The following is a 13,564-nucleotide window of genomic DNA, read 5'->3' as shown; positions in this document are numbered from 1 at the left end:
CATCTAAACTGTAGACGTTCAAAAGCACTGCACCTAATCCATTCCAACCACCAAAAAAGTTTTATTTTTCGCAAAGAACGCTCGAAAATACAATTGATTATATTAGTATTTTTTGTTGTTAACCAAAAACAATAGTTTGTTTTGTTTATCTTATTTCTGCATCAGAATATGCCGACAACTGAGCGAAGTGTAACTATCACTAATGTATTTATTCAATTATCGGTAACAACCCGAACGGTTGAATAAAATCTTAAACTGTTACAGCAACACTTATTAAAGTGTTTAGCTCATACAACTGAGTTGGGTTATTAGCATGTAATATAGTTTTGGAGTAGTTTTAATAGATATTTAAAGCGAAATATTTCAATTCGCTTTTTATTCGGTTGAATCGATAGCGCATATAAACTTTTGGGAGTAATGTATGACTATAGTATGCTTTATCATGCTGAGCGGTTAATTTAAATAACACAATGATTTTATTTGCGATAATTTATCTAACCTGCACTTGGTCTAATCTATTTAATCAATTCGTGTTTAATTATTAGGAATCTTCTTGAATAAATCTTTAAAATTTGATAGCTTACAAGAAATATTTTTAACATTAAAAACACAAAAAAGAAGGTAATTGTTATGACAATCAAAGTAGGTATTAATGGATTTGGTCGTATTGGTCGTATTGTTTTCCGTGCTGCTCAAAAACGTTCAGACATTGAAATTGTTGCAATCAACGATTTATTAGATGTTGAATATATGGCTTATATGCTTAAATATGATTCAACTCACGGTCGTTTTGACGGTACAGTTGAAGTTAAAGACGGTAAATTGGTTGTTAACGGTAAAGCAATCCGTGTTACTGCTGAACGCGATCCTGCTAATTTAAAATGGGACGAAGTCGGTGTTGATGTTGTTGCTGAAGCAACAGGGCTATTCTTAACTGACGAAACTGCGCGTAAGCATATTCAAGCAGGTGCTAAAAAAGTTGTCTTAACCGGTCCATCAAAAGATAGCACGCCAATGTTTGTTATCGGCGTTAATGATAAAGATTATGCAGGTCAAGATATCGTTTCAAATGCATCATGTACAACTAATTGTTTAGCGCCTTTAGCTAAAGTTATCAACGACAACTTTGGTATCGTTGAAGCATTAATGACTACTGTTCACGCAACTACTGCAACTCAAAAAACGGTTGACGGTCCATCTCATAAAGATTGGCGTGGTGGTCGTGGTGCTGCGCAAAACATTATCCCTTCATCAACAGGTGCTGCTAAAGCAGTAGGTAAAGTGATTCCTGAGTTAAATGGTAAATTAACTGGTATGGCTTTCCGTGTTCCAACTCCAGATGTTTCTGTTGTTGACTTAACTGCTCGTTTGGAAAAACCTGCTAAATACGAAGATATCTGTAAAGCTATCAAAGCAGCTGCTGAAGGTCCGATGAAAGGCGTTCTTGGCTATACAGAAGATGATGTTGTTTCTACTGATTTCTTAGGTGAAGTTTGTACATCTGTATTTGATGCTAAAGCTGGTATTCAATTAAGTGATAACTTTGTGAAACTTGTTTCTTGGTATGACAACGAAGTGGGTTATTCAAACAAAGTATTAGATTTAATTGCTGTTATTTCTAAGTAAAAATTAGCCTTTATCCTAGTTTTGTTAAAATGGCGACCTTAGGGTCGCTTTTTTTCTATGCTAAATTACGTGTAATTTTTTAGCTTTTTGATATAAAAAACGCTCTCCTTGTAGGCGAGCGTTTTGCTAGTATGGAAATAAATTATTTAAAGTTGAACTAGATTACAACAACTTCAGCTGCTGCTGGTCCACGAGGGCTATCTTGGATCGCAAATTCAACCTGTTGTCCTTCAGCTAAGGTTTTAAAACCATCTCCTGAAATAGCAGAAAAGTGAACAAATACATCTTTACTTCCATCCGCAGGTGTGATAAAACCAAAACCTTTACTTTCATTAAACCATTTTACTTGGCCTGTTTTCTTATTCATTTACTAGACATCCTAACAATAATTAATAATTAGCCTTTTAGGCTGGTATGAGTTTTAACATTGTCTTCATTATGTAACTCACAACCATGATAAACGTTCAAAACCACATTACCAAAGTTAGTCGTTTTCATAATTTCAACTTTGTTGTTTACCCAGTGCTATTACCGCATAAATTATAACCAAAAGCAAGATATTAATAATAATTTTTTTTGCTTAGAATTTAGTTTTTCTTAATTTTTTAGATAATTACTTATAAATTGATAAAAGGCAAATTATTGTATAGTTAAAACTTTTAATTAATTTTGAATGTTAATAAATTAATCAAAAACAAAAAAGCCATAAAATAGTATTTATGGCTTTAATCAACGATTATTTTTTTATCACTCCATTTTATTTATTTTTTGCTCGTTCAAATGACTCAATAATTTCTTTACGAGCTGCCTCAGCATTGTCCCAACCGTCAACTTTAACCCATTTACCTTTTTCTAATGCTTTGTATTGTTCAAAAAAGTGTTTGATTTGTGATTTTAGTAATTCAGGCAAATCATCAACATCTTTAATATGATCATATTCTTTTGATAGTTTACTGTGAGGTACTGCAACTAGTTTTGCATCTTGACCTGCTTCATCAGTCATTTTTAATACCCCAACTGGGCGACAACGGATAACAGAACCCGGTTGTAATGGGTATGGTGCTGGGACTAATACATCAACTGGATCACCATCCAATGATAATGTGTGATTAATATAACCATAGTTACATGGATAAAACATTGCTGTTGCCATAAAGCGGTCAACGAATACAGCACCCGTATCTTTATCGACTTCGTATTTTATTGGATCAGCATTAGCTGGAATTTCTATCACAACATAAATATCATCTGGTAATTCTTTACCTGCTGGTACATTTAAAAGTCCCATTTTTGTATCCTCTATCTAAGTTTATATAGTGTTTGTTAATAACAATAAGCGCACATTATAAAGATTATTCTGTATCGCTCAATTCTTTTAAATATTGAAAAATTTGCTTTGCCGATTTGACGGGTTTATTGGATTCTTGCTCTTTTTTAGCTAAACGGGCTAAGGTGCGCAGTTGCTGGCGATCGGCTGTTGGATATAAGTCCATAATGGTTTCAGCATCACCAGTTGCAATCAGATCATCGCGTAGCTTTTCAAGTTTGTGAAATAAGGCAATTTGCTGATTGTGGCGATTTTTGAGCTTATCAAGCGCTTGGCTAATAGGTTCAATATCTCGGCTACGTAAAAGCTTGCCAATATATTGAATTTGTCTGCGATACCCTTCTTTTTTTATCTTTTGCGCAAGTTCAATAGCATAAATAAGATCCTCATCAAGAGGGATTTTTTCCAGTTCGTTCTTGCTTAAATTGATAAGTTCAATACCCAATTTTTTTAGGGCTTCGGCATCGCGTTTGATTTCACTTTTGCTAACGTAAATGATTTCTTCGTCTTCATTGTCAATAATAAAGTTGGGTTCTAGATTTGTCTCTTGATTGTGATTCATGTTATTTCTTTTGTTAACTAATATTCAATTCTGGCTTATTATAACGTATCACTAGCAGAATTGTAGAAAATAATAAAATGAGTATTGAACAGATTAAAAAAGAAGCTTTAAATCAAAAAGTGAATTTATCAGAAATTGTCGCTAATGCCATTAATCAAGCAAAGTCGCGAGTTGATGAAGTTGAGGTGTCGATTAACAAGTCAACAGGTATTAGTGTCAGTACGCGCCTTGGCGAAACCGAAAATGTTGAATTTAATAGTGATGGGGCATTATCCATTACGGTTTATCAAAATCAATGTAAAGGCTGTGCATCAACCAATGATTTATCCGAACAGGCTATTTTGCACACGGTGGATATGGCAATTAATATTATGCAATACACCTCGCCCGATCCTTGTTCTGGTTTGGGCGATGTAAGCCAAATGGCATTTAATCCACCCGATTTAGATTTATTTTACCCAAGTGATTTGAATGTTGATAATGCTATTGAGCTGGCCAAACAAGCCGAGTTAACCGCGCTCAATCATTCAAAATTAATTAATACTGATGGAGGTCATTTTAGTAGTCGCTATGGTGTTTATGTGTATGGCAATAGTTTGGGGATGTTACAAGGTTATTGTGCAAGTTCACATTCACTTTCATGTTCTGTCATTGCTGAACAAGCAGGGCAGATGGAAAGTAATTATGCTTATACTTCATCACGCGATTTTAGTGAATTAAAATCACCAAATTGGGTTGGCATGCAGGCGGCTGATAGAGCGATTTCAAATTTAGGCGCTAAACAAATCGCAACCATGCAAACGCCAGTGCTATTTAGTGCTGAAGTTGCCGTTGGGCTAATTAGGCATTTAGTAGGCGCTATAAGTGGCGGTGCAATCTATCGGAAATCTTCGTTTTTATTAAATAGTGTTGGGCAAGCTGTCTTTCCTAAGTGGCTAACCATTTATGAAGATCCTCATATTCTAAAAGGCGTTGGGTCGTCACCTTTTGATAATGAAGGTAGCAAAACAGTTCAACGTAATATTGTTGAACAAGGCGTGTTGCAAACTTATTTGTTAGGTAACTATTCTGCGCGTAAATTGGGCTTAACATCGACTGGGCATGCAGGTGGTATTCATAATTGGCGGGTTTCACCAAGCCAAACTAATGTTGATTTTAATGATATGATTAAAAAAATGGATAAAGGTATTGTGGTGACTTCATTAATGGGGCAAGGTGTTAATGGTGTGACAGGCGATTATTCACGCGGAGCCACTGGGTTTTGGGTTGAAAACGGACAAATTCAATATCCGGTTAGCGAAATTACTATTGCTGGCAATCTTAAAGATATGTATAAAAATATTGTGGCAATTGGTAATGATGTCGAAACAAGAACGAATATTCAATGTGGTTCGATTTTGATTGATAATATGAGTATAGCCGGAAAATAAAGGAGTAGTATGGGCAGGTTTTTAAACAGTACTTTTTTCCAGAAAATAACTTCATGGATGCCAGGATTAAGTAGTTTATTACAGTATAAACGCGAATATTTTACTTTTGACCTTAAGGCTGGCTTGTCGGTTGCGGCTGTTTCGTTACCTGTATCAATTGCTTATGCTGAATTGACTGGCGTTGGCGCTATAGCAGGATTGTATTCGACCATTTTGCCTTTAATTGTGTATGCGTTTTTTGGTTCTTCTAAGCAACTGATTGTTGGGCCTGATACGGCTACTTGTGCTGTGGTTGCGGCTGTTGTATTACCGTTAGCGGCAAATGATCCAATATTGCGTTGGCAATTAGTTGTAATATTAACAATCATGATCGGTATTTGGTGTATCATCGCAGGAAAGTTGCATCTGGGTGCCTTGGCCGACTTGCTTAGTCAGCCTATTTTAATTGGTTTACTAAATGGTATTTCAATCACCATTATGGTTGATCAGTTAGCCAAAACATTGGGCTTTAGTTATGATTATTCTTATTTGATTGAGCGAATTATGTATTTCCCTTTTAAAATACTACAAATCCATATAGGTACTGCACTGGTTTCATTTTTTACGTTATTAATTTTAATTGTTTTAAAGCGTTTAAAGCCTCAATATCCAGCACCGCTGTTAGCCGTTATTGTGATGACGTTTTTTTCATGGTTGTTTAATTTTGAATATTTTAATATTCGTATTATTGGTAATGTGAGCGGTGATTTTATTCCTGTCGAATCATGGCTTGATTTCGATAAAGGTTTAATGCGTGATTTAGTTGTGCCTTCGCTTAATATTGCCATCATCTGTTTTGTGAGTATGATGATAACCGTGCGCAGTTTTGCATCCAAAAATAACTATGAAACCAATGCTGATGTTGAATTTAAAGCGTTAGGTATCGCCAATATTGTAGCAGGGTTATCACAAGGCTTTGTGGTTAGTGGCACATCATCAAGAACCGCTGTGAATGATGCCAATGGGGGGAAAACTCAACTCGTTTCGATTATTGCTGCAATGTTAATTGGTATAGTTGTGTTGTTTTTTCTTTCACCTTTGCAATTTATTCCAACTTGCGTATTAGGAGTGATTTTAATTTATTCTTCAATTTCGTTAATCAATTTTCAAACAATTATCCGCTTTTTTAAATTTGATCGAGATGCGTTTTATTTAAGTTTGACAACACTCGTTTCAGTGCTCGTAATTGGCATTATTCCTGGTATGGCGTTAGCAGTACTCCTTGGCCTATTTTTATTTTTACGCCGTGTATTTAGGCCAAAAGATCAGCTGCTAGGTATTGATGAAAGTGGTCGAATTCATTCAATAGGTCAGGATGTACGACCAGTCAATAATACGATGATTTATCGATTTAATTCTCCGTTAACTTATTTCAATATTGCTTATTTTAAACGAAGAATTATTAGTTATATTGACGAAGCACAAGAAACTATAAATTATGTGATTGTCGATGCGATTCCTTGTTTTACCTATAAAGATGTGAGTGTTTTGTCGGGCATTGATGAATTAGTAAAGTCTTTAAAAGTAAGAAACGTGACTTTAATCTTATCTGGCCGACGCAAAACGCTCAAAAACTGGTTTAAACAAATGAATATTAAGCTTGATGATAATTATATTGATTTTGCTTATGATCTTTATTTTGCGGTTAAATTAGTCCAAAGCAAGGAATATATAAATAATAAAGTTGATGATGAATCTGTCCAGTTATCGTGACCGTTAATAAAATCGGAAAGATTGTTTTTATTTATCTCACATCCTTTGATTTCGATAGATGAAGCAATATTAATATAGACAATCGCCTATAAATTTAAGTACAATGTCAGATCTTTCATATGAAGCATTTTAGTAAACAATTTTAGAGGTAAAAATGGCACGTGTAACTGTTCAAGATGCAGTAGAAAAAATTGGTAATCGCTTTGATCTCGTTATTGTAGCAGCAAGACGCGCTCGTCAACTACAGGTTGAAAATAAATCTCCACTGGTTCCGGAAGAAAACGACAAAGAAACTGTTGTTGCTTTACGTGAAATAGAAGATGGTCTTGTCAATAAACAAATTCTTGATATTGCTGATTTCCAAGCGCGTCAAGATGAAGAAGCAGAAGTGCGCGCAACACTTCATGAGTCGATTCTTCTCGAAAATACACCATCGTACGAATAAGCTTCACAGGAATTGCTTATGCAATATTTCGATAGCTTAAAAGAGGTTGTAGCATCTTATCTTCCGCCTAAACAAGTCGAATTGATTCAAGATGCTTATCTTTTTGCTAAAAATGCACATGATGGGCAATTCCGATGTAGTGGTGAACCTTATATCACTCACCCAGTTGCAGTCGCAACAAATTTAGCTGAGATGCGGCTTGATTATGAAACCATTATTGCTGCACTTTTGCATGACACTATCGAAGATACTCCAGTTACCTTTCAAGATATTACGAATAAATTTGGTAAACATGTTGCCATTTTAGTTGAAGGTGTTTCTAAACTTGATAAATTAAAATTCCGTAACAGACAAGAGGCTCAAGCTGAAAATTTTCGGAAAATGGTGCTTGCCATGACCGAAGATGTGCGTGTTATTTTAATTAAACTAGCTGACCGCACTCATAACATGCGCACACTCTGTGCCTTAAGACCCGACAAGCGCCGTCGCATTGCCAAAGAAACTCTCGAAATTTATGCTCCTTTGGCTCATCGTTTAGGTATTCATCATATTAAAACTGAACTCGAGATTTTAGGCTTTACAGCAATGCATCCCAATCGCGCTAAAGTGATTGAAAAAGTAATTAAAACAGCGCGAAATAAACGAAAAGAACTGATTCAACGAATTTTGTCTGAAATAAAGCAGCGATTACGTGACGCACATATTGATGCCAATGTGACAGGTATCGAAAAAAATATTTATGTGATTTATCAAAAGATGAAACTGCGTGAACAGCAGTTTCATTCCATTATGGATATTTACACTTTTAGAATTGTGGTTAAAGATGTCGATGCTTGTTATCGTGCGCTTGGGCTGGTACATAATTTATATAAACCACGGCTAAATCGTTTTAAAGACTATATAGCGATTCCTAAAGCGAATGGGTATCAGTCATTACATTCATCATTAATTGGACCACACGGTACTCCAGTTGAAGTACAAATCCGTACTGAAGACATGGATCAAATGGCTGAAATGGGGGTTGCTGCACATTGGGCATATAACGAAAAAGATGAGTTGAATACTACCACGCAAATTAAAGCGCAACGCTGGATGCAAAGCTTGTTAGAACTACAACAAAGTGTAGGTAATTCTTTTGAGTTTATCGAAAATGTAAAATCAGATTTGTTTCCTAAAGAAATTTATGTTTTTACCCCTAAAGGGCGTATTGTTCAGTTACCAGAGGGGGCGACTGCTGTTGATCTTGCTTACGCGGTTCATTCAGATATTGGTTATCAATGTATTGGAGCGATTGTTGATCGTAAACCTTATCCTCTATCACAACCACTAAGTAGCGGGCAAACCGTGGAAATTATTACCTCTCCAGAAGGACGACCTAACGCGAATTGGTTGAATTTTGTAGTTAGTGCTAAAGCAAAATCTCGTATTCGTCATGCGCTTAAAACGCTTAAACGTGAGGATGCAATTGAATTAGGATGGCGTTTACTTAACCTTTCGTTAGTTAAATCTGGAGGTATTAGTGGGCTATCATCGAGCCAAAAAGATCGAGTGGTTGAATTAACAAAGTTGTCCAATTTTGAAGATGTCTTGGCCGAAATTGGATTAGGCAATATTATGAGTCATTTTATTGTCAAAGGTTTAGAACATAAATCGCTGTTACCAAATAAAGCAGAGCCAAATAAAACACTTGTTATTACCGGCAGTGAAGGCGTTTTGGTTACGTTTGCTAAGTGTTGTCATCCTATCCCTAATGATCCTATTGTTGGCCATGTTAGCCCTGAAAAAGGACTGACAGTACATCATGAATCTTGCCGAAATATTACGGGCTATCAACATAACCCAGAAAAATATATTTCGCTTAAATGGGCTCCTAATATTTCTCAATCCTTTGTTGCTGAAATTTGGGTCGATATTTTAAATACTCAAGGTTCTTTAGCACATATTCTTTCAATTATTAATGATGAAAATGCCCACTTGCAATGGTTAAATACTGAAGAAAAAGATAGACAAATTTATACAATCATCTTGCAGATAGAAGTGAAAGATACTCAGCAACTTAATGAGTTAATTCGTAAAATGTCACTACAACCGGATGTAGTGAGTGTTACACGAAATATAAATTAGTCATTATGATAAATCGTTTTTTGGACCATTTACCGTTAATAAAATTAACAGGAGTTGGTGCAAGTTTAGAAAAAAAATTCAATATATTAGGTATCTATAGCGTCAAAGATCTATTATTGCATTTTCCTTTGCGTTATGAAGATCGCACTTCGACTTGTGCCATTGGTGATGTGGCTATCGGTGGGTATACTACGATTGAAGGGTGCATCATAAAAACTGAAGTCATCTTTAGGCGTAAGCAAATGTTAGTTTGTTATATTCAAGATGAATCAGGAATAGCAATATTAAGATTTATGAATTTTAATGCTGGGATGAAAGCAAGTTTAATGCAAGGTAAGTGGATAAGTGCTTATGGTGAGGTAAAAAGAGGAAAAAACTATCCTGAAATAATTCATCCACAATATAAAGTTAAAGGTAATCTTGAGAATAATTTGTTAGCTTCTGATTGCAATGAAGAAAGATATACGCCTATTTATTCAACGACTTACGGACTTACTCAAAATATTATTCGTAAACTGATTCAAGCTGCACTGCTATTATTAAAACGTAACCCGCCAAAAGAAATTTTACCGGCATCGCTAGCGAGTCGCTATTTCACTGTTTTCGATTCGTTAAATATTATTCATAACCCACCAATAGATACTGATATAAATCAATTGTCGAATGGGGAACATCCTGCAATTAAACGGTTTATTTTTGAAGAATTGCTCGCCTATCATTTAAGCATGTTGATGTTGAAAATAAATAATCAGAAGCAGCAAGCTTATGCAATGAGTGTCAGCCAAAAGTTTATAAAACCGTTTTTATCTTCATTATCTTTTTACCCCACTCATGCTCAGAAACGAGTGGTTCAAGATATTTATCTAGATATGGCAAAACCAACTCCAATGATGCGATTAATTCAGGGAGATGTTGGTTCTGGCAAAACGTTAGTTGCAGCACTAGCGGCACTCAATGCAATAGAAAATAATCGACAAGTGGTATTAATGGCGCCGACTGAAATATTAGCAGAACAACATTATAACAATTTTAAACAATGGTTTGATCCTCTTGGTATTTCTGTGGATTGGTTATCAGGGACATTAACCGCTAAAAATAAGCGTCAGCGTTATGAGCGTATTTTAAATGGTGAACTTACCATGTTAATTGGAACGCATGCGGTATTTGTTGATAAAGTGCAATTTAATTCATTAGGTTTGGTGATTATTGATGAGCAGCACCGTTTTGGTGTTAATCAGCGCTTAAGTCTTTGGGAAAAAGGCATTAAAGATCATATTTATCCTCATCAATTAATTATGACCGCAACACCTATTCCCAGAACATTAGCCATGACTGTTTATGCCGATCTCGATGTTTCAGTCATTGATGAATTGCCACCAGGAAGAACGCCTATCACCACAGTTGTTATACCTAATACTCGCCGAGATGAGATCATTGAACGTGTAAATCAAGCCTGTTTAGACAATCGCCAAGTATATTGGGTGTGTACTTTGGTTGAAGAGTCCGAAACGCTTGATGCACAAGCGGCTGAAATGTTGGTTGCTGAATTACAAGCGCGTTTGCCTCATTTAAGTATTGCGTTAGTGCATGGCAAAATGAAATCTGATTTAAAGCAGTCGGTGATGCAAGACTTTAAAGCCGGAAAAATTCAATTGCTTGTCGCCACAACGGTTATTGAAGTTGGCGTTGATGTACCTAATGCTAGTTTAATGATTATCGAAAATGCAGAACGATTAGGTTTAGCACAATTGCATCAGTTACGTGGACGAGTTGGACGAGGTTCGGCAGTGTCTCACTGTGTACTGATGTATCAAGCGCCTTTAAGCAAAATTGCCCAAGCACGCATGAAGGTAATGCGTGAAAGTAATGATGGTTTTATTATTGCCCAAAAAGATCTTGAACTTCGTGGTAGTGGCGAAATTTTAGGAACTAGGCAAATGGGTATGGCTAATTTTAAAGTGGTTGATTTGATTCGCGATCAGCATTTGATTAGTGAAGTGCAACAAGCATCTTATGATTTCCAAAACAACTATCCACAAAACGCCATACAATTAATTGATTGCTGGCTGCCAAATCGTGAAAAATACATTAATGTATAATTGTGCTGTATTTTTTTACTAAAATTAAATGTTGTACTTATTTATGGATAATAAATTTATGTGTGGGCTGAAGCATTGTTGTTTTCAGTCCACACATTGTGAAGTTAATATCTAAAAAATTAAGATAACATTGCAGAGTTATAAGAATGAGCGATAAGGTAATTCTGGCTCATCAATAAAAATATCTCTAAAACCACGATAATGTTGATAATGCATTTTATGTTGATCGGTTGGATAAGTATATCTTCCGCCCACTTGCCAAAAGAATGGCGTAAATTGATAATTTAGGCGATCTTTTTTCATTTGCCATAATACTTCGATTTCACGAGGGTCGCTTTGGAAGTTTGCCCAAATATCATGATGGAATGGAATAACAACTTTAGTATTGAGTGATTCAGCCGCACGCAAAATATCGGCTGACGTCATTTTATCTGTTACACCACGAGGGTTTTCGCCGTAAGATAGCAATGCAACATCGATTTTATAATCGTTACCATGTTTTGCATAATAATTAGAATAGTGTGAATCACCAGAATGATAAAGCGATCCGCCCGATGTTTCAAATAGATAGTTAACAGCTCTGTCGTTCATGCCATCTAAAATAGATTTATCAGTTGATGATACGCCTTTGGGGAGAGTAACTAGTGATGTTCTATCAAAAGAATCCAATACCCGAATGGTGATATCGCCGACTTGGATTGTTTCGCCCACTTTGGCAACAATGCAACGATCTTCTGGTACCCCCCAACTTTTCCATAATTCTACACAGGCTTTAGGGCCGATAAATTTAACACTAGATGAACAGTTTTGAATAACAGCAGCAGCAACATTGACATCAATATGATCAGCATGATCGTGAGTTGCCATTACTGCATCAATTTGTTTAATTGCAAAAGGGTCAAGAACAAATGGGCTCGTTCTTAAATTTGGTTGTAATTCACGCACGCCCCCCATACGCATCATTTGATGTTGTTTATTCATTAATGGATTTGCGTGTGTCTTTTTTCCAGTTCCACACCAAAAATCGACAGATATATTTGTATTGCCAGCTGATTTTAACCAGATACCAGTACAAGCAAGCCACCACATCGTAAATGTGTTGGGTTTAACTTCTGTCGTTTCTATTTCTTCATTGAGCCATGTTCCCCATTCAGGAAATGTATTTAATATCCATGATTCACGGGTAATCTCGTTCACTTTACTCATACTTTGTTCCTTTTACAATTAATTGTTAAACTAAAATAACTTCAACACCTTGCTCCTTAATACATTCAATCACATCCTTATTTGCTTGTTTTCCTGTAATTAAAATATCGATTTTATTAACAGGACAAAAAAGCATGCCTGAATTGGCTTTTTTATCAATTTTTGAACTATCGACAACAACAACTAAATTCTCAACTTTTTCCAATATTTGTTGTTCAGCAACCGCACCTAATATTTCGTTTTTATAAAGACCAGTTGGTGTTAATGTTTTGCCACTAGTAAACATCCATTTGCCTGCATAGGAATCGGTTATGCTAATAATAGGATTAATAATTATATTTTGTGTTTTATTGTATAATCCGCCCATAATAATGACGTTTTCATGGTCATGTTCAATTAGGTAACACGCTAATGGAAAGTAGTTCGTAATAATCGAGACATTTTTACCACACAGTTCGCGTCCGAGTAAAAATGCCGTTGATCCGCAGTTTATAACAATGTTTTCTTCATTGTTGCACAGTTTGGCAGCACGAATGGCAATGCGCGCTTTTTCGTGATAGTGGTCGGTATTATGATTATCAATTGGAGCCCAAATTGGTTTTACTTCTTCTAATCGTGTAATGCCATTGCGAACTTTTTTTACTCGCCCTTCTTGATCCAGTTTTGTGATATCTCTGCGAGCAGTTGCAGGAGAAATAGCGAAATACGAAATTAACTCGGAGACTTTAACCATACCTTTTTCATTAACTAAAGCCACCATTTCGTTATGCCGAGATAACTCACTCATTACAACCTCTTTATTCTTATTGATTAAATATGATTTAAAATGATGATAATTTTCATTTGTATGAATGTCAATTATTTTAAATTTAAATTTATTGGTTAATTATTTATTATATTGATAATATTTAATTTAATTTTTGTTTTCTTTCTTTTTTATTAAAGTGTGATGCATGTCACAGGTATGGTTATTAATTATTTGAAAAAGTGATC

11 protein-coding genes are annotated in these 13,564 nt (G+C 35.5%); 6 read left to right on the top strand and 5 right to left on the bottom strand.

Annotation, left to right across the window (positions count from 1 at the left end):
- The first annotated feature begins 630 nt into the window (after positions 1 to 630).
- Positions 631 to 1,626, top strand: a complete 996-nt coding sequence (gene gapA, locus ACYIAL_RS07195; protein ID WP_174796268.1) for a glyceraldehyde-3-phosphate dehydrogenase — start codon at positions 631 to 633, stop codon at positions 1,624 to 1,626.
- Positions 1,627 to 1,783: 157 nt separating this feature from the next.
- Here gapA and cspE read toward each other — a convergent pair whose 3' ends face one another.
- The 3 genes from cspE to yjgA all read right to left on the bottom strand — a co-directional run bounded on the left by cspE (position 1,784) and on the right by yjgA (position 3,515).
- Positions 1,784 to 1,993 carry a transcription antiterminator/RNA stability regulator CspE gene (gene cspE / locus ACYIAL_RS07190; RefSeq protein WP_025315032.1) on the bottom strand — a complete coding sequence of 70 codons (210 nt, stop codon included), beginning with the start codon at positions 1,991 to 1,993 and terminating at the stop codon, positions 1,784 to 1,786.
- A 390-nt stretch (positions 1,994 to 2,383) separates the two neighbouring features.
- Positions 2,384 to 2,914 (bottom strand): inorganic diphosphatase, encoded by a 531-nt coding sequence (ppa, locus tag ACYIAL_RS07185; protein WP_483747707.1) that lies wholly within the window; start codon positions 2,912 to 2,914, stop codon positions 2,384 to 2,386.
- 64 nt (positions 2,915 to 2,978) lie between these two features.
- On the bottom strand, positions 2,979 to 3,515 hold the full coding sequence (gene yjgA / locus ACYIAL_RS07180) for a ribosome biogenesis factor YjgA (protein ID WP_483747708.1): 537 nt from the start codon (positions 3,513 to 3,515) through the stop codon (positions 2,979 to 2,981).
- A 77-nt stretch (positions 3,516 to 3,592) separates the two neighbouring features.
- Here yjgA and pmbA point away from each other — a divergent pair, with 77 nt between their 5' ends.
- The 5 genes from pmbA (at position 3,593) to recG (ending at position 11,365) form a co-directional block, all read left to right on the top strand.
- Positions 3,593 to 4,945 carry a metalloprotease PmbA gene (gene pmbA / locus ACYIAL_RS07175; RefSeq protein ID WP_483747709.1) on the top strand — a complete coding sequence of 451 codons (1,353 nt, stop codon included), beginning with the start codon at positions 3,593 to 3,595 and terminating at the stop codon, positions 4,943 to 4,945.
- Between the two features lie 9 nt (positions 4,946 to 4,954).
- The gene (locus ACYIAL_RS07170) at positions 4,955 to 6,697 is read left to right on the top strand and encodes a SulP family inorganic anion transporter (protein ID WP_483751324.1); all 1,743 of its coding nucleotides are present in this window, start codon (positions 4,955 to 4,957) and stop codon (positions 6,695 to 6,697) included.
- Between the two features lie 154 nt (positions 6,698 to 6,851).
- The gene (gene rpoZ / locus ACYIAL_RS07165) at positions 6,852 to 7,142 is read left to right on the top strand and encodes a DNA-directed RNA polymerase subunit omega (protein WP_160431732.1); all 291 of its coding nucleotides are present in this window, start codon (positions 6,852 to 6,854) and stop codon (positions 7,140 to 7,142) included.
- Positions 7,143 to 7,160: 18 nt separating this feature from the next.
- Positions 7,161 to 9,266, top strand: a complete 2,106-nt coding sequence (gene spoT / locus ACYIAL_RS07160; RefSeq protein ID WP_483751323.1) for a bifunctional GTP diphosphokinase/guanosine-3',5'-bis pyrophosphate 3'-pyrophosphohydrolase — start codon at positions 7,161 to 7,163, stop codon at positions 9,264 to 9,266.
- 5 nt (positions 9,267 to 9,271) lie between these two features.
- Complete coding sequence (gene recG / locus ACYIAL_RS07155; RefSeq protein ID WP_483751322.1) at positions 9,272 to 11,365, top strand: ATP-dependent DNA helicase RecG; 2,094 nt, start codon at positions 9,272 to 9,274, stop codon at positions 11,363 to 11,365.
- A 138-nt stretch (positions 11,366 to 11,503) separates the two neighbouring features.
- Here recG and ulaG read toward each other — a convergent pair whose 3' ends face one another.
- Both ulaG and ulaR read right to left on the bottom strand, forming a co-directional pair.
- A complete protein-coding gene (gene ulaG, locus ACYIAL_RS07150) occupies positions 11,504 to 12,571 on the bottom strand; it encodes an L-ascorbate 6-phosphate lactonase (RefSeq protein ID WP_483747713.1) in 1,068 nt (355 codons plus the stop codon).
- A gap of 25 nt (positions 12,572 to 12,596) precedes the next feature.
- Positions 12,597 to 13,358: an HTH-type transcriptional regulator UlaR gene (gene ulaR, locus ACYIAL_RS07145; protein ID WP_174796274.1), complete on the bottom strand. Its 762-nt coding sequence runs from the start codon at positions 13,356 to 13,358 to the stop codon at positions 12,597 to 12,599.
- Positions 13,359 to 13,564 lie beyond the last annotated feature (206 nt).

This window comes from Gilliamella sp. X-57, assembly GCF_057063565.1.
This window is presented reverse-complemented; position numbering and strand designations above follow the sequence as displayed.